Source organism: Pseudomonas sp. FH1 (assembly GCF_000510895.2).
Taxonomy (GTDB): Bacteria; Pseudomonadota; Gammaproteobacteria; order Pseudomonadales; family Pseudomonadaceae; genus Aquipseudomonas; species Aquipseudomonas azotoformans_A.
Genome location: NZ_AOHM01000146.1, coordinates 58098 through 80333, shown reverse-complemented (window position 1 = coordinate 80333; position 22236 = coordinate 58098). Strand labels below are relative to the sequence as shown.

Genomic DNA, 22236 nt, shown 5'->3' with positions numbered 1-22236 from the left:
AAGCGTGTCCATTCAAGGAGTAGAAGCGTGGGTGATCCGTCGCGCGAGTGCAGCGGATGTCCCGGCAGTGTTGCAGGTGTTTGATGGTGTGATCGCCTGGTTCGTGAGTAGGGGCAATACGGCTCAATGGGGTATTGAGCCCTGGTCGGCATTGCCACGGCGAGTCGAGCAAGTCACGCAGGCTTGCGTGTTGCCGGGTGCTTGGGTAGTCGAGGCGCCAGACGGGCTTATCCTGGCGGCACTGGTGCTGGGTGAGTCGATGCCTTACGTGCCGGCAGCCTGCGAGCCGGAAGTCTATGTGCGATTGCTGATCGCCGCGCGTGACGTGCATGCCCGTGGGCTGGGTCGACGGCTGCTGGCCTTCGCCGACGACCAAGCCCGTGCTGCTGGAGCGAGGCGCCTGCGAGTGGACTGCTATGCCGGTGGCACCGGTGATCTTGTGCGGTTTTATGAAGCGTGCGGGTATCAGCGTCTCTCAACGTTCGAGCTGGAAGGATGGCCGGGCCAGTTGTTGGGACGCAACCTGTGAGGCCCCGATCAGCGCCAGTAGCATCAGTAGCACAATTGCCCATGGAAACGCGGTGACGCCCCAGCCCTGAAGCAATACACCGCCCGCCAGCCCACCACCTGCTATCCCGAGGTTCCACACGGTCACCAGCATCGACTGGGCGGCGTCCGCCGACTCACCCGCTGATTTGGCTAGCGCTGTTTGCAGCAATGCAGGCAGCCCGCCGAACGCCAGGCCCCACAACGCAACGGCGAGATAGATGACCGCGGGCACGTTCATCCAGAAGGCCAGTGCCAAGGCAATCACGCCAAACAGTGCGCAACTGATCAGCAGCAGTGCGCGCAGCCAACGATCAATCAGCACGCCGGCCAGCCAGATGCTCAACAAAGCGGCGAGGCCGAACACCAACAGCACTCGGTCGATATCCGCAGCAATGCCGGCTGGCACCAGCAGCGGAGCGATATAGGTGTACAGAACGTTGTGGGCCAACACGTAGGTCAAGGTCACCCACAGCACCGGACGAATCCCCGGCAAGGCCAGCACTTGATGCAGGCCCAGGCGTTTTCCAGCCGGTTCGCCAGCGAAATCCGGCAGTTGCCAACGCGCCCATACCAAGAGCACCAATGTCAGCCCGGTCATGATCGCAAAGCTCAGCCGCCAGCCGACCACGGCGCCCAGAAAGGTGCCGGCGGGCACACCCAATGACAGCGCCAACGGTGCCCCAAGCATGGCCACCGCAATCGCGCGGCCTTGCAGATGAGGTGCCACCATCCGGCTGGCATAACCCGCCAGAAGTGCCCACAGCAGCCCGGCAAACACGCCGGCGAAGAAGCGTGCGACGAGGGTCAGCCCGTAGTGGCTGGAAAGGGCGGTCACGCTGTTGACCAAAGCAAAGCCGCCAATCGCGATAAGCAGCAGAGGGCGGCGTCGCAAGCCTCGGGTCAACAGCGTCAGGGGGATGGCCGCCAGCAGTGATCCGAGGGCGTACAGCGTGACCAATTGGCCAACCAGTGCGGGTGACACGTCCAAGCCTTCGCCCATTTGTGGCAAGAGACCGGCGGGCATGGCTTCGGTGAGGATGGTGATAAAACCGGCACTGGCCAAGGCCAGCAAACCACCCAATGGCAGCGTGTCCCGCTGGACTTTCATGGGGGAATCGGTAAGGGAGGTCATCGTGCTCTATCCATGCAAAAGGGCAAGCAAGCAGGGTAGGGGGCTGTGGTCGGCGGAAAAACAGGCTAAGGTTCCGAACTTATCGGACTTCAACGTCCGCAATCATCGAGGATTTTTTCATGGACAGCCTGGGCAGCCTTTCCGTTTTCGTGCAGGTGGCGGAGACCCGCAGCTTCACCGCTGCCGGGCGTGTGCTGGGCGTATCGTCTTCAGCCATCGGCAAAAGCATCGCGCGGATGGAAGAGCGCCTAGGCGTGCGGTTGTTTCACCGCAGCACTCGCAGCATCACCTTGACCAGCGAAGGTGCGCTGTTCCTTGAGCGCTCGCGGCGCATCCTGGCTGAGGTCGAGGCCGCCGAACGGGAGCTGACCGAAGCCAGTGCCACACCGCGCGGCAAGTTGCGGATCAGCGTGCCGCAAGTGCGTGGCCTGTTGATGCCGGTGATCAGCGACTTCATGCGCGCCTACCCGGACATCGAACTGGATGTGGATTTTTCCGACCGCATGGTGGATGTGATCGAGGAAGGGTTCGACGCGGTGATTCGCACCGGCAAGCCAGAAGATTCGCGCTTGATGGCCCGCCACCTGGGGCATTACCAACTGGTGCTGGTGGGAACACCAGGGTATTTTCGCCAGCACGGTACACCGCAGCAGCCGCAACAGTTGAGCGAGCATGCCTGCCTGCGCCACAAGTTTTGCGCGACCGGCAAACTGGAGCACTGGCCGCTGCGACTTGACCCCGGCACCTCGGATCCCGTTTTGCGCGCCCCGCTGGTAAGCACCACGATCGAATCCCTCAACCACGTGGTGCACGAAGGCCTGGGTATCGCCTGTCTGCCGGACTACATGGTCAATCAGGCGGTGAACGAAGGACGTCTGCAGCGGGTGCTGGATGATTATCTGGAGCACCGGGGGAGCTTCTGGATGTTATGGCCATCAAGTCGCCATGCCTCGGCCAAACTGCGCGTGTTTATTGATCATATGTGTGCCGGGCTGTTTCCTACGGGCGGCGTCGCGTAAGGCTGTGACGTTTTACCGACAGGAATGCGCGCGCCAAGGCAGCGTTCTGTTGCACAATACCGCCCGGACCGTTTTCCTCAGGATTTTCAATGTCGACATCATTTCACTTGCGTAGCCTCGGGCTGGCGCTGGTGCTGGCGGGCGCCGCGGGCTGCTCGTCACCCAAGACCGCCATTTATGAACATGAGAATTTCGACGACTCCGGTACGTTTTCCCGGGATTACCCGGTCACTGACGTTGCAGCGTGCGAAGCCGCGCGGCGTGCCTTGCTGAGCCAGGGCTACATCATCACCAGCAGCGATCCGAAACTGGTGGTGGGCAACAAGAGCTTCCAGCAGACCGGCGAGACCCATCTGCAGATCAGCTTCAACGTGGTGTGTGCCGATGATGGCAAAGGCACCAACCATTCGACGATGTTTGCCAACGCCCTTCAGGATCGCTATGCGCTGAAGAAGGTCAACAACTCCGCAAGCCTGGGGGTGGGCGTGCTGGGTTCGGTGTCGATGCCGATCGGCTCCACCGATGACTCGATGGTGAAGGTGGCCAGCGAGACGGTGTCCGCGCCGAAGTTCTACGAGCGTTACTTCGCGCTGGTGGACGTGTTCCTGCCGCAAGAGGTGAAGAAGGCCGAGAACATTCCCGAGAAGCCCAAGGCTGAGCTCGGCGTGCCGGAACCTAAAGCCGCACCCGCCGCCGAGAAGGTCGAGCCTGCGAAGGAAGAACCCGCCGTTTCACAGCCGGTAGCGCCACCCGTCGAAGCTGCGCCGATTGCGCCGCAAGCCGAGCCTGCACCGGCCACCAGCAACCCGGACCTGCCACCGCCGACAGAAGCGATTCCGCCCCTGCCGACGCCTGCGCAGTAAATCAGACTGCTACGGGGTTCGTTTTGTCGACGTTGATCCCGTAGCGGCTGATGGCTTCACTGACTTTTTCACGCGCGATCACGCCGTCGTCCGCCAATGCCTTCAAGGCGGCCAGTACGATGAAGTGCCGGTCCACTTCGAAGAGTGCGCGTAGGTTTTCGCGGGTATCCGATTGCCCGAAGCCGTCGGTGCCCAGCGCCACAAAACGTCGACCGGGTACGAAGGGGCGGATCTGATCGGCGAACAGCTTTACATAGTCCGTCGCCACCACCACCGGCCCCATGTGCCCGACCAGGCATTGCTCCACGTAACTCACCCTTGGCTCGCACTCTGGGTGCAGCAGGTTCCAGCGCTCGGCCTCATGCCCGTCACGGCGCAATTCGGTGAGGCTGGTCACGCTCCACACATCGCTGCGTACGCCGAAGTCTTTCTCCAGCAGTTCAGCCGCCGCCATGACCTCCCGCAGGATTGAGCCGCTGCCCATCAGTTGGACTTGCGCCTGCTTGCTGGCACCCAGCCTATACATACCCTTGAGAATTCCATCTTCCACGCCATCAGGCATCGCCGGGTGCGGGTAGTTTTCGTTGAGCAGGGTGATGTAGTAGTAAATGTCCTCTTGTTCGACATACATCCGCCGCATGCCTTCGCGAATGATCACCGCCAGCTCGTAGGCAAACGTCGGGTCGTAGGACACACAGCACGGAATCACCGACGACAGGATATGGCTGTGCCCATCGTCATGCTGCAAGCCTTCGCCCATCAACGTGGTGCGGCCGGCCGTGGCCCCTAACAGGAAACCGCGGGCCCGCGCATCGCCGGCCGCCCAGGCGAGGTCTCCGACCCGCTGGAACCCGAACATCGAATAGAAGATATAGAACGGCACCGTCATCAGGCCGTGGTTGCTGTAGGACGTACTCGCTGCGATCCAAGAGGAAATGGCGCCGGATTCATTCAGGCCTTCCTGCATGATCTGTCCGTCCTTGCTTTCCTTGTAGTAGCTCAGTTGTCCTGCGTCCTGTGGGGTATAGAGCTGGCCGACGGCGGAATGGATACCGATCTGACGGAACAGGCTCTCCATGCCGAAGGTGCGCGATTCATCCGGCACGATGGGCACGATCAGCTTGCCCAGGTGCGGGTCTTTGAGCAGGGTGCCGAGGATGCGCACGAAGGCCATGGTGGTGGAAATCGCGCGCTCGCCCGTGTCTTTGAGCTGGGTGGCGAACGCGCTCAATTCAGGGATTTGCAACGATTCGACCGCACTGTGCCGCGCCGGTACATAACCGCCGAGCGCCTGGCGACGTGCAACGAAGTAGCGGGCTTCTTCGCTGTCGGCGGCGGGTTTGATGTAAGGGATGTCGGCGAGTTGGTCGTCGGCCACTTCGAGGGCGAAGCGGTCGCGGAAGGCTCTTATAGCGTCGGCGCCCATTTTCTTGAGTTGGTGGTTGATGTTCTGGCCTTCGCCGGCTTCGCCCATGCCAAACCCCTTGACGGTCTTCGCCAGGATCACCGTAGGTCGGCCACTGTGGCGCACGGCAGCGGCATAGGCGTTGTAGACCTTGTCCGGGTCATGTCCGCCCCGTGAGAGTTTCCAGATATCGTCGTCAGACATGTCTGCAACCAACGCCAGCAGCTCCGGATATTTGCCGAAGAAATGTTCGCGAACGTAGGCGCCGTTCTGTGATTTGTAGTTCTGATAGTCGCCGTCCACGCATTCCATCATGCGTTGGCGCAGCAGCCCGCTCTGGTCTCTTTCCAGCAGCACGTCCCAGCCACCGCCCCAGATCACTTTGATCACGTTCCAGCCGGCGGCGCGGTACAGGCTTTCGAATTCCTGGATCACCTTGGCATTGCCGCGCACCGGGCCGTCCAGGCGTTGCAGGTTGCAGTTGACCACAAAGATCAGGTTATCGAGTTTCTCACGCCCGGCCAGGGAAATGGCGGCCAGGGATTCCGGCTGGTCCATTTCGCCATCGCCGAGGAAGGCCCAGACCTTGCGGCCCTGATGTTGCTTGAGGCCACGCAATTCCAGATAACGCATAAAGCGCGCCTGGTAAGCGGCAGTGATCGGGCCGAGTCCCATGGACACGGTGGGGAACTGCCAGAAGTCAGGCATCAGCCGTGGGTGCGGATAGGATGAAATGCCCTCGCCACCGGCCTCACGTCGAAAGTTGTCGAGTTGTGCTTCGCTGATGCGGCCCTCCAGGTAGGCGCGGCCGTAGATGCCAGGGGAGGAGTGGCCCTGGATGTACACCAGGTCGCCATCAAAGGTATCGGTACGCCCACGGAAAAAGTGGTCGAAGCCTACGTCATACAGCACGGCCGCTGACGCATAGGTTGCGATGTGCCCACCCACACCTGAGTGCTTGCCTGCTCGCAGCACCATTGCCATGGCGTTCCAGCGGATAAACGCGTTGGTGCGACGCTCAATGGCCAGGTTGCCAGGGTAGGGCAGTTGGCGGTCCAACGGGATGGTATTGACGTAGGGCGTGGTGACCCGCCCGTAGAAGTCGCCATGCCGCGCCACATCGAAATCCAGCAACTGATCGATCAGGTAGTGGGCGCGCGGGCGACCTTCGGTGGACAGCACCGATTCGATGGACTCCAGCCACTCGCGTGTTTCCTGTGGATCGTCGTCGCGTCTGACTGCGTTGTTCGGGGTCATGTGAGGCTCCAGGGTAGGCGGGTTTCAAGTGGCGGGCTCCTTATGGGAGTGCCGAAAAAGTAATTGCAATTGCAACTACATGGCCGAATCTAGCGCGGGATGAGCTACTATTGCAACCTTCTTGAAATCTCCCGGATGGTGTTGGATGTCGTCGAAAGAACCGGATGTATGGTTCCGTTTTGTCAGGGCCCACAGGACGGTCATCCGTGAAATCGAGCGGCGCCTGGCCGAGGCGGACCTGCCGCCGTATGCTTGGTATGACGCGCTGTGGGGCTTGGAAAGCGGCCCCGACGGCACCCGCCGTATGCACGAACTGGCTGATGTGCTGGCCATTGAGCGCTATAACCTCACGCGCCTGGTTGATCGCTTGGAAAAGGACGGACTGGTCGTGCGCTCGCGCTCCGATGGCGACGGTCGCGCGGCGTTTGCCTCGATCACCGACGCCGGCCGGGTGTTGCGTAAAAAGATGTGGAGGATCTACGAAAGCACGGTGGATGAGTTGTTTCTGTCGCAGATCGAGCCGGAGCAGCGCCAGGGATTTGCGGATGCATTGGAGCGCACGGCAGGGCTGGCGATGGAGGCCGGGGGGCAGACCCGCAGCCGGCGCAAAACCTGAAACTCAGTGCAGATCCAATGTGGGAGCGGGCAAGCCAGCTCCCACAGTTGGCGGCGTTCCAGTTCATTGGAGTGGGTACCGGGCCATCGCTGTTTCCACCTGCTGAAGAGCAATACGGCCCTCATCCGCCAATGCCCGCAGCGCCATGACCACGATCCAATACCGACTCGGTGCCGCCGCTTGCACTGACCCCGCTCCCAGCGGCACAAACCGCGCATCCACATACCCCGCTAATTGATCGACAATCGCCTGCGGATACCCCGTGACAGCAATCACCGGCGCTGCATTTGCGGCCAGGCATTCACGTAAATGGCAACTGCGCTTGGGCGCTGTAGGGTGCAGCCGATTCCAGCGTTCAGCTACTGCAGCCTCGCGCGCCAGTCGTGTGTAACTGGGGCAGCTCCAGACCTGCGCAGTGATGTCCCAGTCCTGCTTCAATAATCGTGCGGCGTGCAGCACGTCTTCCAGTGCGCTGCCCGCACCGAGCAAACGTACGTCGCCCGTGTGGTCACGCGTGATGGGGTACATGCCCTTGAGCGCGTCCTGGCGATCCTGCGTGCTCAGCACCGCTACGCTTTGCTGATCATGCAACGCGAGGTAATAAAACCCCGGCTCACCCTCGACATACAAGGTGTGCAAGCCTGCCAGCACAATCGTCCGGGCTTCCTCGCCGGAAGCGGGGTCGTAGGGTGTGCAACGTGGATGGGTGGCGAGCCACAGTGGCAGGGAAGGTTGTGTACCTTTGGGCCAGGCGGAAGGCTGGTTTTCAGTGTCGTTGCACAGGATGCCGCGCTGTTGTGTGGCGTCCGACAACGCACTCAACTGCGCCGACGAATGCGCGCTGTGCAGGTAGAGCAAGGGTTTTTCGGCGGTATTGCGTGCAAACCAACTGGGCCAGTTACCCACACGCCGGGAGTGTGACTGGCCGCGAATCACCCAGGCTTGCCGGCTGAATTCCAGGGTGTTGGCCATGCTCATCACGGTATACAGCGGTGAGCGGTGGACGGTGTCGGTGATGTTCAGTGCGTCGATACAGAGTTGCGCGGCGTGTGCAGTAGTGGCGGACATGGGGAGGGTCACCTGGCGACGAATGCCATTACCCTAAAGGAAATTTGTATTTGATTGCAATTGCAATCATTGCAATGGTTTCTCATGGCCCAGGTGCTAAATCCCGGTAACGCTGCTACGTTTAATCCTTAGGTGCAGGAACGTCATGACGCCGACATTTTTTCGTCATGACGGCACTTTAGGCTGGTGATGCAGGTCATTTACCTGCAGTCACTCTTAACTCAAGAAGGAGCCCACCATGGACGATTACCAGGAAGAACTGCTGGAGTACCACGCGATTGAGTTGGACCCGCTGGAACCGGCTGACGACGCTACAGAGCTGTAATACCGACTTCAGGCGGAATGCCGCTGACTGCGGCGAAATTCCCCTGGGGTCTGGTTGTTCCATCGCCTGAAGGCCCGTTGAAACGCCTGGGCCGAGGCAAAACCGAGCAAGTAGGCGATCTCGCCGAACGCCAGTTCCGTATCGCGGATGTAGGTCATGGCCAGGTCGCGGCGGGTGTCATTGAGAATCGCGCGGAACTGAGTGCCTTCGTCGGCCAGTTTGCGGCGCAGTGTCCAGGTGGGCAGCTTCAAGCGTGCCGCCACTTCTTCCAGGTCGGGTTCCCGGCCGCCATTGAGCATGGGTCCGAGCAAGCGGGTAATGCGCTCGCGCAGGCTGCGGGTGCGGGTCAATTGCTCCAACTCTCTCTCACAAAGTTGTAACAACAGGTTCCAGGTGCTGGGGCAATGCTGTGGGTTGCGCAGGGCCAAAGTCTGCTGGTTGAGGCGCAGTTGGTTGGCCTCGGCACCGAAGTGGATGTCTCCCAGCACGCTGTACTGATCGCTGTATTCCGGTGCCTCGAACTCGATGTCGATACGCTGCGCCTGCACCGGTTGCTGGGCCAGGCTCGACAGTTGATGCAGCCAGCCGGCGATGATCGAGTCCACCACAAAGCGGTTGTAGGCGTTGTAGGGGCTGATGGAGTAGAACCGCAACCAGGCGCCTTCGGCATCTTCGGCAAAGCTCGACTGCCCGCGATAATTGGAGCCGTACAGCGCTTCAAAGCGAGTCAATGCGCGCGCCGCCTCGCGTACGTTGGGCGCTTGCGCGGCAGTGACGCCCGCCAGCCCGGCCTGGCTCAAACGGCTGAGCTGGCCCATGCGCAGGCCCAGGCCCGCGTCGCCGGTCAGTTGGATGGCGGCATGGCCCAGGCGCATATAGCGCGGGATCGACAACCGTGCACCCGCTTCGGCGAGGCGCGCCGGGTCGAGGCCGTATTGCAGCAGCAGCGGTTGCGGGTCCAGGCCGTGGCTGTGAATGGCATCGGCCAGGGTGTGCACGAAGCCCACCGACAGATCACCCAGCCGTACGGGCTTCACAGCCAGATATTCAACAGGCGCGCGCCACGGGCTTCGCCATCGGCGTTGACTTGCCCGTTGCTGCTGAGAAAACTGTGCCCGGCCGTGCCCAGGTCCCAGAACTGGCCCCGCAGGAACACACTCATGCCGGCGCTGGCCTGGCTGACCGGTGTCTGGCTGATCAGGGTCAGGCGACGCCAGGCTTCGCCCTCACTGAGTTCTTCGGGCTTGAGGCTGATTTCGGTCGGCGTGGACACGCTTTTGAAGCCGCGCCAAGGGCGGTCCCAGGTATCGCGGCCCAGCACAAAGGCCGGCACGGCGATCAACTGGGCGCCTCGTTCGTTGAGTTTGCGGTAGTTGTCCGGGTACCAGCTGTCGCTGCCCACCAGTACGCCCAAGCGGCCGGCCGGAGTGTCGACCACACTGACGACGTTTTCATCACCCGGCTCGATAAAGCCGCGCTCGTCATAGATCGGGTAGAGCTGGCGCTGCGGATCGCCGATCGGCAAGCCATCGGCGGCAAACACCACGCTGGCGTTGTACAAGGCGCCATGGCCGACGCGCAGTTGGCCCTGGCTGACACTAGGGTTGGGCAGGGTGATGGAGCCGGCCACCAAGGTGACACCGAACTCCTTGGCCAGGCCACCGAACAGCACTTGATAGTCCCGCGCCATGCCGTCGGCTTTCATGCGCAGGTAGGCGTCGTCGGTGCGGTTGTCGCCGGTGGCGCTGATCCAGGCGCGGGCGAACAGCAGCGGGTTGCTCACCGACAACCAATTCATCGCATCCTTGACGTGGAGAGCCTGATACACCTCGTTCTTTTCGCCGGTGAGCATCAGCCAGGTACCGATGTGTTCCGGTAGCACGACGATGGTCTTGTCGTTGATCAGCCCCTGGTCGCGGGCTTTTTGCAGGTAGGCCGCGAGCTTCAAGTGCAGGCGTTCCAGGCTCTGGTAGTCGGCGGGGAACAGCTCCGGCTGGATGCCCAGCAGGTTGCCCCGGTCGGCCGGCAGGCCTTCGTTGACGGCGAGGGTGATGCGCAGGTCCGACAGGTAATGCGCCACGGGGCGCTCCTGGGTCCAGACCAGATACGCGGCGACGGCGGCAACCAGGGCCATGGTGACGGTAAAAGCGAGAAGTTTACGCATGGGGGAACAGACAACAGACCGTGTGTAGGGTTCGCGACTAGGGTAGGGCCCATGAGCGGGCTTGCCAAGGGGCGCTGTGCATTTGGATCAATAACTTGTCAGTTTCAGTCATTGAGCCGTCGTCCACTGCCTCTTAGTCTGTGGGACATAAACCGATGGCAGGCCATTCGAGCCTGCCACGTCCCGTGATGATCCGTTGTGGAGCTTGACCATGACCGCTGCTGCCTACCCGCACCTGCTGGCCCCGTTGGACCTGGGTTTTACCACCTTGCGCAACCGCACCCTGATGGGGTCGATGCACACCGGCCTGGAAGAAAAACCCGGCGGTTTCGAGCGCATGGCGGCCTATTTTTCCGAGCGCGCCCGTGGCGGCGTGGGCTTGATGGTGACCGGTGGCATCGGCCCGAATGACGAGGGTGGTGTTTACGCTGGCGCGGCCAAGCTGACCACCGACGAAGAAGCGCAGAAACACAAGATCGTGACCCAGGCCGTGCACGAGGCGGGCGGCAAGATCTGCATGCAGATCCTCCACGCCGGCCGCTATGCCTACAGCCCCAAGCAGGTCGCCCCGAGCGCGATCCAGGCGCCGATCAACCCGTTCAAGCCCAAGGAGCTGGACGAAGAGGGCATCGAAAAGCAGATCCAGGATTTCGTCACCTGCTCGCTGCTGGCCCAGGTGGCTGAGTACGACGGCGTGGAAATCATGGGTTCCGAAGGTTATTTCATTAACCAATTCCTCGCGGCTCACACCAACCACCGTACCGACCGTTGGGGTGGCAGCTACGAAAACCGTATGCGCCTGGCCGTGGAAATCGTGCGCCGTGTGCGTGAGGCCGTGGGCCCGAACTTCATCATTATCTTCCGCCTGTCGATGCTCGACCTGGTGGAAGGCGGCAGCACTTGGGAAGAAATCGTGCAGTTGGCCAAGGCGATCGAAGGTGCTGGCGCGACGATCATCAACACCGGGATCGGCTGGCACGAAGCACGCATCCCGACCATCGCCACCAAGGTGCCCCGTGGTGCGTTCAGCAAAGTCACCGCCAAGCTGCGCGGTGCGGTGCAGATTCCGCTGATCACCACCAACCGCATAAACACGCCGGAAATCGCTGAGCAGATTCTGGCAGAGGGCGACGCCGACATGGTCTCCATGGCGCGGCCGTTTCTGGCTGACCCAGACTTCGTCAACAAGGCTGCCGCCGGGCGTGCCGATGAGATCAACACGTGCATTGGCTGCAACCAGGCCTGCCTGGATCACACCTTCGGCGGCAAGTTGACCACCTGCCTGGTCAACCCTCGGGCGTGCTACGAGACGGAACTCAATTACCTGCCGGTCAAACAGATCAAGAAGATCGCTGTAGTGGGCGCCGGTCCTGCGGGCCTGGCGGCTGCCACGGTGGCGGCAGAGCGCGGTCATCAAGTGACCCTGTTCGATTCCGCCAGTGAAATCGGCGGCCAGTTCAACATTGCCAAGCGTGTGCCGGGCAAGGAAGAGTTCTTCGAAACCCTGCGCTACTTCAAGCGCAAATTGCAGACCACCCACGTCGAACTGTGCCTTGACACCCGCGTCGATGTGGCGCAACTCACGGCAGGCGGTTATGACGAGATCATCCTCGCCACCGGCATTGCGCCGCGTACCCCGGCGATTCCAGGCATCGACAATGCCAAGGTGCTGAGCTACCTGGACGTGATCCTGGAGCGCAAGCCGGTGGGCAAGCGCGTCGCGGTGATCGGTGCGGGCGGTATCGGGTTCGACGTCTCGGAATTCCTTGTGCACCAGGGCGTGTCCACCAGCCTGGACCGCGAAGCGTTCTGGAAGGAATGGGGCATCGACACCCAGCTGCAAGCCCGAGGCGGCGTGGCGGGGATCAAGGCCCAGGTGCATGCCCCGGCGCGTGAAGTGTTCCTGCTGCAGCGCAAGACCTCCAAGGTCGGCGACGGCCTGGGCAAGACCACCGGTTGGATCCACCGCACCGGCTTGAAGAACAAACAGGTGCAGATGCTCAACAGTGTCGAGTACCTGAAGATCGATGATGAAGGCCTGCACATCCGTATCGGCGCCGAGGGCGAACCCCAGGTGCTGGCGGTGGACAACATCGTCATCTGCGCCGGCCAGGACCCGTTGCGCGAATTGCAGGACGGCCTGGTCGAGGCCGGTCAGAACGTGCACCTGATCGGCGGCGCCGACGTGGCGGCCGAGCTGGACGCCAAGCGCGCCATCAACCAGGGCTCGCGCCTCGCCGCCGAGCTGTAAGACCCGAAGCGGGGCGGTGTTAGACTACCGCCCCGTTTTTCATGCAGGTCCCTCCCAATGGGTCCCTTCGATTGGCTGCCCCACGCACCGCTTGAACCTTTGCGCCTGGATTGGCTGAAAGGTGTCGAGCTGGCCGTGTTGCGCCTGGACCGCATCGACCCGCTGATCAGCGGCAATAAGTGGTTCAAGCTCACTGGGCACTTGGCGCAGGCGCAAAACGCTCGCGGCATCATCAGCCTGGGCGGTGCCTACTCCAACCATTTGCATGCTCTGGCGGCGGCGGGCAAACGCTTCGGTTTTCCCACGGTTGGCCTGCTGCGCGGGCATCCTCAAGACACTCCCACAATCCAAGACCTGGAAGCCTTCGGCATGCAGCTGCATTGGCTGGGGTATGGCGGCTATCGTGCGCGGCATGAGCCGGGCTTTTGGCAACCTTGGCGTGAGCAGTATCCCGATCTCCATCCCGTGCCTGAAGGCGGTGGCGGGCTTGCCGGTGCGATTGGCTGTGGTGTGCTGGTCGAGCAGGTTCGCGCGCAGTTGCCCACGCTGGGCTGGGCGGATTACGACGCGTGGTGGTTGGCGGCGGGTACGGGGACGACCTTGGCCGGTTTGGTGCTGGCGGAAGCGGGCGCACACCCGGTGTATGGCGCCATGGCGGTGCCGGATGACCACGGCGTGGCACAGAACGTCGACGCCCTTGTGCAGGACGGCTATGAACTGCTGGACGCCAGCCGAGGTGGCTTCGCCAACGTCGACCCGGTGCTGCTCGACTTCATCGACGCCACGCAACAAACCTGCGGCTTGCCCTTGGAGCCGCTCTACACCGGCAAGGCCTTACTCGCATTGAAGCAACAGATCGAGGCCGGGCGCTTCACCCCCGGTACTCGCCTGATCTTCGTCCACACCGGTGGCCTTCAGGGCAACCGGGGCTTCATGGGTTAGCGCGCTTGCCTGGCATCATGCGTAACGCCGTGTTGTCCCGCAGGATGTAGTGGTGGGCAATCCCCGCCAGCGCATGCAGCCCGATCAGCCAATAACCGACCTTGCCGAACCACACATGCCAGCCTTCGATCTCCTTGGCCAGTGCCTTGTTCTCGCCAATCAACGGCGGCAATTCCATCCCGTAGAACATCACCGAATGCCCTTCGGCACTGACGATCAGCCAGCCGGCAATCGGCATGCCGATCATCAACGCGTAGAGCGCGACGTGCATCAGGGTCGCCAACAGGCTCTGCCATTGCGGCGGTGCCGGTACGATCTTCGGCGCCACGCCAAGGCTGCGTGCGAACAACCGCAACCACACCAGCACAAACACCGTGAGGCCAAACATAAAGTGCATCTCGACGATCAACGTCCGCGCACCGCTACCTTTAGGAAACTGGCCGCGTAATTCAATGCAGGCGTAGACCACCGCCAGCAGCACCACCATCAACCAGTGCAACGCGATCGACATGGTGCTGTAACGTGTATCGGAGTTTTTCCACGGCATCGCTGGTTTCCTCACTCATCAGGGCAAACCTCCATTCTTTGGTGATGGAGTCCTTTAACTGTATGCCGGTTTTGAGCGGTTTGCCTGGCGTAAGTGTCGTGGTTTTGACCTCGGTCAGTGGCTCTGCGGCATTTCCCCACGGGCCAGCCGTGCGTTGATGTCGCTGATGACCGCAGGCAGGTCATTGAGGGTGTCGATCAGGTAGTGCGGGCGCGAGCCTTCGAACATCGCCTCGATGCGTTGGCGCTCGCTGGCCAGGGTCGCGGCGTCCAAGCTGCGGAACTGTTCGTAGGTCAGGCCCAGCGCATTGCCGGAGCAGGTCAGGGCCACGGTCCACATGCCGGCGCGACGGCCTTCGAGGATACCCGGCACGGTGTCGTCGACCTTCACGCACGCCGCCACATCATCGATACCCAGCGCGATCACGTTGGCCAGGGCCTGGGCCGGCCAGGGGCGACCGTTGGGCACTTCGTCGGTGGCGACCACGTGGTCGGCGATGTAGCCGTTGGTGGCAGCCAGGGCGACGACTTTATCCATGACTTGCTTGGGGTAGCCGGAGCAGGAGCCGATCTTGATGCCTTGCACACGCAGCCGGGCAATGGTGTCGAGGGCGCCGGGGATCAGCGCCGAGTGTTCGGCGATTTTCTCGATCTGCAACGGCATGAAGCGCTGGTAGATGGCGGTTACGTCGTCATCGGTTGGCGTGCGGCCGAACGCCTTGCGGTAGCGTTCGGCAACCTGCGGTTGGTCGCAAAGGGTGCGGATGTGGTCCCACTTGCCCATGCCCATCGGGCCACGGGCTTCTTCGATGGAGACCTGCACGTCGAACTCGGCAAAGGCCTCGACGAAGATCTGCGTGGGAGCGAAAGAGCCGAAGTCGACCACGGTGCCGGCCCAGTCGAGGATCACCGCTTGCAGGGTGTTGGGGTTCTGATAGTTCATGCGTGTGCTCCGGAAGAATAAAGGGTGATGCCCATGGCGTGCAGTACGTCGGCGATGGCGGTGACGGCGGCGTGCATGTCGGCTGCATCCACATGCCCGATGCAGCCCACGCGGAAGGTTTCCACCTGAGTCAACTTGCCCGGATACAGGATGAAGCCCTTGGCCTTGACCCGTTCGTAGAAGTCCTTGAACTGGTAGCGCGGGTCGTATGGGGCGTGGAAGGTGACGATGATCGGCGCCTGGATTTGCGCCGGCAGGAAGCTGCGCAGGCCCAATTCGGCCATGCCGTCGAGCAGTGCCTGGCAGTTGCGTGCATAGCGTTGATGACGGGCGGGCAAGCCGCCTTCCTCGGCGTATTGCAGCAGCGCTTCGTGCAGGGCCGCCACCACGTGGGTCGGCGGGGTGAAACGCCATTGGCCGGTCTTGGCCATGTAGGCGTGCTGGTCGAACAGGTCCATCGCCAGGGAGTGGCAGTTGCCTTGGGCTGCAGCCAGTGCCTGTTTATCGGTGAAGACAAAACCCATTCCTGGTACGCCTTCCAGGCACTTGCCTGACGCGGCGATCAGCGCATCGAACGGCACGTCGCGAGCATCGATCGGCAGCGCACCAAAGGAACTCATGGCATCGATGATCAGGCGCTTGCCCTGGGTTTTCACGACCTGGGCGATCTCGGCCAGGGGGTTGAGGATGCCGGTGCTGGTTTCGCAATGGATCAGTGCGACGTGGGTAATGGCCTTGTCGGCTTGCAGCAGGCGGTCCACATCGGCAGCGGTGGTGGGTTGGTCTTCGGCGGTTTCAAAGGTGCTGAACTCGCGGCCCAACACTTCACAGATTTTCGCCAGTCGCTTGCCGTAGGCACCGTTGATCAGTACCAACACCTTGCCGTTGCGCGGCACCAGGGTGCCGATGGCGGCTTCGACGGCGAAGGTGCCGCTGCCTTGCAACGGCACGCAGTGGTGGCTGGCCGCGCCGTCGATGATTGCCAGCAACTGTTCACAGACGCTGGCGGTGAGCTGGTTGAAGCGGTCGTCCCATGAACCCCAATCCACCATCATGGCCTGGCGGGTGCGGGCGGAGGTGGTCAGCGGGCCGGGCGTGAGCAGGATGGGCGTCGTCATTATTAGTCCTCGCGAAGCATCGGATGAATCTACGGCGCCTAAATTGCAGTTTGGCTTGTCATCAATCAAATTGTTTGTTGTTATGCGAGCTATCAGTGAGGCCGATATCTATGAACCTGTTTCAATTGCGTGCGTTCGATGCCGTGGCCCGCGAGGGCAGTTTTACCCGTGCGGCGGCGCGGCTGTTCATCAGCCAGCCGGCGGTGACCGGGCATATCAAGGCGCTGGAAGAGCACTACCAGATCCCGTTGCTGCGTCGCACCGCCAGGCGCGTGGAGTTGACGGAGGAGGGCGCGCGGTTGGCGGCGATCACTCGGGCCATCTTCGGCTTGGTGGACGAAGCGCAGACGATGCTGGAGGCCAATCGCCAATTGCTCACCGGGCGCCTGGAAGTCGCGGCCGACGGCCCGCACCTGGTGATGCCGATGATCGCCAGCCTGCGCGCGCGCTACCCCGGCATCACCGTGAACCTGCGCTTGGGCAATGCCCAGGAAACCTTGGCGGCGCTGTTGTCCGAGCACGCGGATGTGGCGGTGCTTACCGAGGTGGAGCCGCGCAACGGCCTGCATCTGCAACCCTTGAACGAATCGCGGATTTGCGCGCTGGTGCCGGCCAGTCACCCGTGGGCGGCGCTGCCCGAAGGTATCCGCCTGGAGCAGCTCAACGAGGTGATCATGGTGCTGCGCGAGCCCAGTTCCATCACCCGGCGCACGTTCGATGACGCCTGTGCCGCAACCGGCGTACAGCCCAAGGTGCTGCTGGAGTTGGACAGCCGTGAAGCGGTGACCGAAGCCGTCGCCGCTGAGTTGGGCGTAGGCGTGGTGTCGTCCATGGAGGTCAGTCCGGACCCGCGCGTGCGTGCGGTGCCGGTCCAGGGCGATGGGCTGGTGAACCGGCACATGCTCGGCTGCATGGAGCGGCGCCGCTCGCTGCGCCTGATTCAGGCGTTTTTCGAGTTGGCGCCCTGACGGTTTTTTGGTGGAACGTTGCGTTTTTGCGCTATAAACTCTGCCCCCAAAGCGCCGGCCAGTAGACGTTTGGGCGCGATGGACAAAAGAGAGTGAGTCATGGGCGCACAGTGGAAAGTCAAACATAAAGAAGCGGCAGCCAATGCCAAGGGCAAGATCTTCGGCAAGCTGGTGAAAGAAATCACCATCGCCGCCCGCAACGGCGCCGACACCTCCACCAACGCCCACCTGCGTCTGGTGGTGGAACAGGCCAAAAAGGCCTCGATGCCCAAGGAAACCCTGGACCGCGCCATCAAGAAAGGCGCCGGTCTGCTCGGCGAAACCGTGCAATACCACCGCGTCACCTATGAAGGCTTCGCGCCGCACCAGGTGCCGCTGATCGTCGAGTGCGTGACCGACAACATCAACCGTACCGTGGCGGAAATCCGCGTGGCCTTCCGCAAGGGCCAACTGGGCGCTTCCGGCTCCGTGGCCTGGGACTTCAACCACGTCGGCCTGATCGAAGCCTCGCCGGACAGCCCGGACGCCGATCCGGAAATGGCCGCCATCGAAGCCGGTGCCCAGGATTTCGAAGAGGGTGAAGAAGAAGGCACTACCCTGTTCATCACCGAGACCACCGACCTCGACGCCGTACAAAAAGCCTTGCCGGAGCAGGGTTTCACCGTGCTGTCGGCCAAGCTGGGCTACCTCTCGAAAAACCCGGTGAGCGGTTTGAGCGATGAGCAGATGGCCGAGGTTGAAGCCTTCCTCGAAGGCTTGGACAACCATGATGACGTGCAGGATATGTTTGTCGGGTTGGCAGGCTAAAAAATCCTCTCGGGAGTCCGGCCCGCCGGGCTCCTACAGGGTCAGCGTTATTTCGTCGAACCCCGGCCGCGCCAACACATCGGGCTGACAGCAGCGTATTTGCAGCGCGACCAGCTCGTCACTGACCTGTTCATCAACCCGCTCCAACAACTCCCCCAGCAAAATCCCAAACGCCCGCACTTCAATCTGCTGCAACGCCCTGGTTTCCACGCTATCCGCCGTGGCATGGAACGATGCCGCGCCGAAATCCCCCAGCAAGCAGTCGCCGGCTGCATTCCACAAAATGTTGTGGCCATACAGGTCGCCATGGGTGATGCCGTGCCGGTGCAGGTGCGCGGCGACCGACGCGATACCTCGCGCCATGCGCAGTGCCACTTCCAGGCTGAAGCGCGTATCCGGTTCATAGATGTCGCGGGTGCACGACGCCAAGCTCGGCAGGGCCGCGAGGTTGCGGTAGCTCGGGTCGATCAGGTCCATGACCAGTGCAGCCGGCTCATCCGGGTGGCCGACCACGCGGCCCTGTACCTTGATCAGGTTGGGGTGCAGCCCGGCGGCGATGCAGGCCTGCATTTCATGCAGCGGCGAGCCATCGCTGGTGATGGTGCCTTTGTAGAGTTTGACCGCAACGGGCTGGCCTGACGGTTTCCACAGGGCCTTGCGAATAATGCCGGAAGCGCCTTCGCCGAGGACTTCGGCCAGTTCCAGTTCGGACCAGGGAATATTCGGCGTGGCGTCATCGGCCGTTACGTCCACGGCCATTTCAACGGGGTTGCCGGCATAGGCCAGCCAGGTCAGGCTCGGCAGTGCCAGCAGCCAATCCGGCAATTGGGTGAAGCGGTTGGAGGCGATGCGCAGCAATTCGAGATTGTGGCAGTTGGCCAGACTTTCCGGCAGGTGCGCCAGTTGGTTGCCGGCCAGCATCAGCTTTTGCAGGAGTGGTCGCTTGCCCAGTTCGTCGGGCAACTGGCTGATGCGGTTATCGGTCAGGATCAACCAGCGCAACAACGGCGGCAACGCGGCGGCGGGCACATGACTGATCTGGTTGGCCTTGAAGCCGATCATGCTCAGTTTGGCGCACTGTCCGAGACTAGCCGGCAACTCGGTGAACCGGTTGTCCGAGCAGAACAGCACGCGCAGGTGGGGCAGGCGGTGCAAGTCGTCGGGCAGTTGGCTCAGGGCGTTACCGCTGAGGTTGAGGATCTCCAGGGAGTCGGCCAGTTCGAAGATTTCCCGAGGGAATTCAGTCAGCCCGCAGGACAGGTCCAGGCGGGTGATACCGGCCAATTGGCCGGCCTTGAGTTGGGCGAGGGTATGCATGAACGGCGCGGTCACTCGGCTAGAAGGCGTAAATGACGCTCATGATACCGGTTCGTGCGCGGGTTGCGGGTCAGCCTGTTGCAATTGTCCCAGACGGCTGGCGGTGCGGGCGAGGTCGATAGCCTGGCCGCCCAGGGCAATCGCGAGGGGCTGCTCGCCGATCAGGATCAGGTGCTTGTCGCGGTCATAAAGCACATCCACCAGGTTGATGAAGCGTTGCTGCACGGCGATCGGGCAGTCCGCCAGTTGTGGCAGGCCGTCGATGATCCAGTGATCGTAGTCCTGGCACAGCAGCAGGTAATCCATGACTGCGGTCAATTGCTCGCAAAGATCGCTGAAGGTGAACGCGATGGATCGGCCTGCGTGGTGACGGCAGATCAAGGTCCGGTTGCCGACGGCCAGGGGCTGTGGCGGGCAGTCGGCAGCGGGAAGACCCAAGGCTTCGCGCTGGTGCGCAGTCCCCGGCCAAACGTACTGACCGCTGGTAAAGCGTTGTGCGCTTTGGGCTTGAGGCAGGCTGCGAAAATCCTGGGGCGAACTGACTTCCAACACCTCCATGCGTGCATCGATCAGGTCGATCACCGGCTTGAAACGCTCGTGGTACAGCGGGTTGGGCAGCAGCCCCTGCGGCGCATAGTTGGACGTTACCAGCACCAGCACGCCGCGTTGGAACAAGGCTTTGAACAGCCGAGTGATCAGCATGGCGTCGCCGATATCGTGGACGTGAAACTCGTCGAAACACAGCACTCGGCAATCCGTCAGCAGTTCATCGAGGGTCACGGCCAGCGCATCGTTCTGCTCACGATGCGTGAACATGCCGCGATGCAGTTGGGCGAAAAAATCATGGAAGTGCACGCGCTGCTTCTCGGCCATTGGCAGCGCCTGGAAGAACCCGTCCAGCAACCAGCTTTTGCCGCGTCCCACCGGCCCGTGCAGGTACAAGCTGCGGGTAGGCTGGCCGGCGAGCAGGAGGCGGGTTTCTCGGGCCAGGGCAGCGATGGCTCGGGTTTGCCCGGCGCTGAGGGTATACCCCTGATGCTCGGCTTTTTGCTGGAAGAACGCGGGGATGGGCGAGGCGTCGAGGGCGTCGGTTTTCTTACCGAGCAGGCGACGGATCAGGGAAAACGCGGCCAATGCAAATCACTCTGTGTTTCGGTGGTCGCCCACTTTAGGGCGATGGCTGCGTTTTGACCAATAGAGAAGGGCGCTGCATGCCATCTCGAAAAGGCATGTCACGGTTGTAAACCTGCCCAGACTGGCAGTTTCTCGCTGAGTGACTAACCTCCTACACAGCAGTCACCCCTGTACAAGGATTTGGGGCAGTGAAGGGACGAGCAGTATTGGCAGTCATGGGCGCGATGCTCTGCAGCACGGCTTTCGGTGCACAACTCCAGGTGGAGGTGCGTATCGAGGTGCAGCGGGGCTGCCAGCTGGTGGGCACCACCCGCAGTGCTGGCATCGAGCAACTTGGCGTATTGGATTTCGGCAGCGGCGCGCGTCTGGACGACCCGGCCGGGCCCCTGAGTGCGGCACTGATCAGCCAGCGCCAGCCGCGCCTGGAGTGCAACCCCGACACGCCGTATCAGGTGCGTGTGGATGGCGGCCTGCACGGCGGCACCGGTGACGTGCGCTACCTCAGCGCCACCCCTTCGATCAAACCCATTCCCTATCGTATTTATGCCGACGCGGCGCGGCGCGTGCCGTTGCCGGTGGATGTGCCGATCAGTGGTCGCGTGCCGGACGTAGGCTTCGTTGATCTGCCGCTGTATGGCCGCATCGAGCCGCTCAAGGACATCCCCGCCGTCGGCCGCTACACCGACCTGCTCAAGGTCACGGTCACATGGTAAGCCGCTATCTGGCCGTTGTGGCCATGGGCGGCCTGCTGGTGCTGGCGGATGACGCGCAGGCGGCTGTCGCGACCGGATTTATCCAGGCGCGGCTGGTGATCACTGCCAGTTGCGAAGTGAGCAAAGGCGTCGAGAGCGCGCCGGTCAACCCCACGGGCGGTACGGCGATGCTCGACTTCGGCAGCCAGGGCCCGACCTGGAACAACACGCTGGGCGCAGGCGTCATCGATGGCGAAAAAGCGCCGTTGGCGGTGTCGTGCAACCCGTCCGTCTCGAGCTTTACCGTGACTATCGACGGCGGCACCAACGGCGATGGCACCACGCGGCGCCTGAGCAATGGGCGTCAGATGATTCCGTATCGGCTGTCCGCCGATCCCCAGGGCCGCAGCACCTACAGCATCGGCCAGCAACGCAATTTTGTCGTGGCCAAGGGCACCCAGATACCGATCCCGGTGTTTGGCTCCGTGGTGGCAAATACCAGTGCCTTACCGGCAGGGATCTACACCGACACGTTGACGGTGACACTGGACTGGTAACTCTAGAGGATGAAAACCATGCATGTACTTGTTTCGCGATTAGGCGCTTGCGCGCTGGGGCTGGCGATGGCCTCCAACCTCAATGCGGCAACCACGGTCACCGGGCAGATCACCTCAAGCCTGATATTGATCGCCAGTTGCCAAGTCAACGGTTCCGGCGCAGCGACCGGGCTGAACTTCGGTAGCTTGAACTTCGGCACCACCAACAGCCTGTTCACCAACGCCGATGCCCAGTTGCTCGGTGGCACCGGCACCGGCGGGGCGCTGTCGATCCTGTGTTCCAGCGGCACTACGCCAGCGGTCAAGGTGCGCGCGGGTGCGCATGACGGTGCCTCTCCCGGTGGCAGCCGTGCATTGGCCGACGGTGCGGGCAACTTCGTGCCCTACGACTTCTACACCGACAGCGGTCACTCCGCGCTGTTGGCAATCGACGGCGTGATCACCCTCGCCACCAGTACCGGCGTGGCGCAGACCGTCAACCTCTACGGTCGGGCGGTGGGCAAGGCGGGGCTGCCAGCCGGCACCTACACCGACACCGTGGCCGTGGAACTGACGTTCTAGCG

The 22236-nt window shown here is 62.2% G+C and carries 21 protein-coding genes; 11 read left to right on the top strand and 10 right to left on the bottom strand.

The genetic code is table 11. The features are described 5' to 3' along the window. Positions 1–4: 4 nt before the first annotated feature. Entirely contained in the window at positions 5–529 is a 525-nt protein-coding gene (locus H096_RS33790) for a GNAT family N-acetyltransferase (RefSeq protein WP_082462003.1), read from the top strand. Here H096_RS33790 and H096_RS32205 read toward each other — a convergent pair. Beyond that, on the bottom strand, positions 476–1681 hold the full coding sequence (locus tag H096_RS32205; protein WP_033903266.1) for an MFS transporter: 1206 nt from the start codon (positions 1679–1681) through the stop codon (positions 476–478). The genes H096_RS33790 and H096_RS32205 overlap by 54 nt on opposite strands. A gap of 119 nt (positions 1682–1800) precedes the next feature. On the opposite strand from H096_RS32205, the gene H096_RS32200 reads away from it, so the two are divergent. Then, complete coding sequence (locus tag H096_RS32200) at positions 1801–2700, top strand: LysR substrate-binding domain-containing protein (protein WP_033903264.1); 900 nt, start codon at positions 1801–1803, stop codon at positions 2698–2700. 89 nt (positions 2701–2789) lie between these two features. Beyond that, the gene (locus H096_RS32195) at positions 2790–3563 is read left to right on the top strand and encodes a DUF2242 domain-containing protein (RefSeq protein ID WP_033903262.1); all 774 of its coding nucleotides are present in this window, start codon (positions 2790–2792) and stop codon (positions 3561–3563) included. 1 nt (position 3564) lies between these two features. Here H096_RS32195 and aceE read toward each other — a convergent pair whose 3' ends face one another. Next, positions 3565–6225, bottom strand: coding sequence for a pyruvate dehydrogenase (acetyl-transferring), homodimeric type (gene aceE / locus H096_RS32190; RefSeq protein ID WP_033903261.1), 2661 nt, complete (start codon positions 6223–6225; stop codon positions 3565–3567). 145 nt (positions 6226–6370) lie between these two features. On the opposite strand from aceE, the gene H096_RS32185 reads away from it, so the two are divergent. Further along, a complete protein-coding gene (locus H096_RS32185; RefSeq protein WP_033903260.1) occupies positions 6371–6841 on the top strand; it encodes a MarR family transcriptional regulator in 471 nt (156 codons plus the stop codon). 63 nt (positions 6842–6904) lie between these two features. Here H096_RS32185 and H096_RS32180 read toward each other — a convergent pair whose 3' ends face one another. The 3 genes from H096_RS32180 to H096_RS32170 all read right to left on the bottom strand — a co-directional run bounded on the left by H096_RS32180 (position 6905) and on the right by H096_RS32170 (position 10398). Next, on the bottom strand, positions 6905–7909 hold the full coding sequence (locus H096_RS32180) for a pyruvate dehydrogenase (protein ID WP_033903259.1): 1005 nt from the start codon (positions 7907–7909) through the stop codon (positions 6905–6907). Positions 7910–8242: 333 nt separating this feature from the next. Further along, the gene (locus H096_RS32175) at positions 8243–9271 is read right to left on the bottom strand and encodes an AraC family transcriptional regulator (protein ID WP_033903258.1); all 1029 of its coding nucleotides are present in this window, start codon (positions 9269–9271) and stop codon (positions 8243–8245) included. Continuing rightward, positions 9268–10398, bottom strand: coding sequence for a carbon-nitrogen hydrolase family protein (locus tag H096_RS32170; protein WP_033903257.1), 1131 nt, complete (start codon positions 10396–10398; stop codon positions 9268–9270). The genes H096_RS32175 and H096_RS32170 overlap by 4 nt, the downstream gene beginning before the upstream one ends. 211 nt (positions 10399–10609) lie before the next feature. Here H096_RS32170 and H096_RS32165 point away from each other — a divergent pair, with 211 nt between their 5' ends. Together H096_RS32165 and H096_RS32160 are read left to right on the top strand one after the other, a co-directional pair. Then, complete coding sequence (locus tag H096_RS32165) at positions 10610–12649, top strand: NADPH-dependent 2,4-dienoyl-CoA reductase (RefSeq protein WP_033903256.1); 2040 nt, start codon at positions 10610–10612, stop codon at positions 12647–12649. A 57-nt stretch (positions 12650–12706) separates the two neighbouring features. Then, positions 12707–13591, top strand: coding sequence for a pyridoxal-phosphate dependent enzyme (locus H096_RS32160; RefSeq protein WP_033903255.1), 885 nt, complete (start codon positions 12707–12709; stop codon positions 13589–13591). Here H096_RS32160 and H096_RS32155 read toward each other — a convergent pair. From H096_RS32155 to H096_RS32145, 3 genes are all read right to left on the bottom strand, one after another. Then, a complete protein-coding gene (locus tag H096_RS32155) occupies positions 13581–14138 on the bottom strand; it encodes a cytochrome b (protein WP_016976132.1) in 558 nt (185 codons plus the stop codon). The two genes, H096_RS32160 and H096_RS32155, sit on opposite strands and share 11 nt — an antisense overlap. A 114-nt stretch (positions 14139–14252) precedes the next feature. Continuing rightward, positions 14253–15080 (bottom strand): phosphonoacetaldehyde hydrolase, encoded by an 828-nt coding sequence (gene phnX / locus H096_RS32150; RefSeq protein WP_033903254.1) that lies wholly within the window; start codon positions 15078–15080, stop codon positions 14253–14255. Next, positions 15077–16198: a 2-aminoethylphosphonate--pyruvate transaminase gene (locus tag H096_RS32145; RefSeq protein ID WP_033903252.1), complete on the bottom strand. Its 1122-nt coding sequence runs from the start codon at positions 16196–16198 to the stop codon at positions 15077–15079. Before H096_RS32145 ends, phnX begins: the two co-directional genes overlap by 4 nt. A gap of 110 nt (positions 16199–16308) precedes the next feature. Between H096_RS32145 and H096_RS32140 the strand changes: the two genes are divergently transcribed. Together H096_RS32140 and H096_RS32135 are read left to right on the top strand one after the other, a co-directional pair. Next, complete coding sequence (locus tag H096_RS32140) at positions 16309–17166, top strand: LysR substrate-binding domain-containing protein (RefSeq protein WP_033903251.1); 858 nt, start codon at positions 16309–16311, stop codon at positions 17164–17166. A gap of 99 nt (positions 17167–17265) precedes the next feature. Next, on the top strand, positions 17266–17973 hold the full coding sequence (locus tag H096_RS32135; RefSeq protein ID WP_016976136.1) for a YebC/PmpR family DNA-binding transcriptional regulator: 708 nt from the start codon (positions 17266–17268) through the stop codon (positions 17971–17973). A 33-nt stretch (positions 17974–18006) separates the two neighbouring features. Here the strand turns inward: H096_RS32135 and H096_RS32130 are convergent, their stop codons facing one another. Continuing rightward, positions 18007–19290: a protein kinase gene (locus H096_RS32130; RefSeq protein WP_033903320.1), complete on the bottom strand. Its 1284-nt coding sequence runs from the start codon at positions 19288–19290 to the stop codon at positions 18007–18009. Between the two features lie 39 nt (positions 19291–19329). After that, entirely contained in the window at positions 19330–20424 is a 1095-nt protein-coding gene (gene zapE / locus H096_RS32125; RefSeq protein WP_033903250.1) for a cell division protein ZapE, read from the bottom strand. A gap of 224 nt (positions 20425–20648) precedes the next feature. On the opposite strand from zapE, the gene H096_RS32120 reads away from it, so the two are divergent. From H096_RS32120 to H096_RS32110, 3 genes are read left to right on the top strand one after another with little or no spacing between them, the layout of a single operon-like run. Continuing rightward, entirely contained in the window at positions 20649–21137 is a 489-nt protein-coding gene (locus H096_RS32120; RefSeq protein WP_191983035.1) for a spore coat U domain-containing protein, read from the top strand. Further along, positions 21131–21673 carry a spore coat protein U domain-containing protein gene (locus H096_RS32115; protein ID WP_033903248.1) on the top strand — a complete coding sequence of 181 codons (543 nt, stop codon included), beginning with the start codon at positions 21131–21133 and terminating at the stop codon, positions 21671–21673. Before H096_RS32120 ends, H096_RS32115 begins: the two co-directional genes overlap by 7 nt. An 18-nt stretch (positions 21674–21691) precedes the next feature. Further along, positions 21692–22234, top strand: coding sequence for a spore coat protein U domain-containing protein (locus H096_RS32110; protein WP_025999725.1), 543 nt, complete (start codon positions 21692–21694; stop codon positions 22232–22234). The last annotated feature ends 2 nt before the right edge of the window (positions 22235–22236 follow it).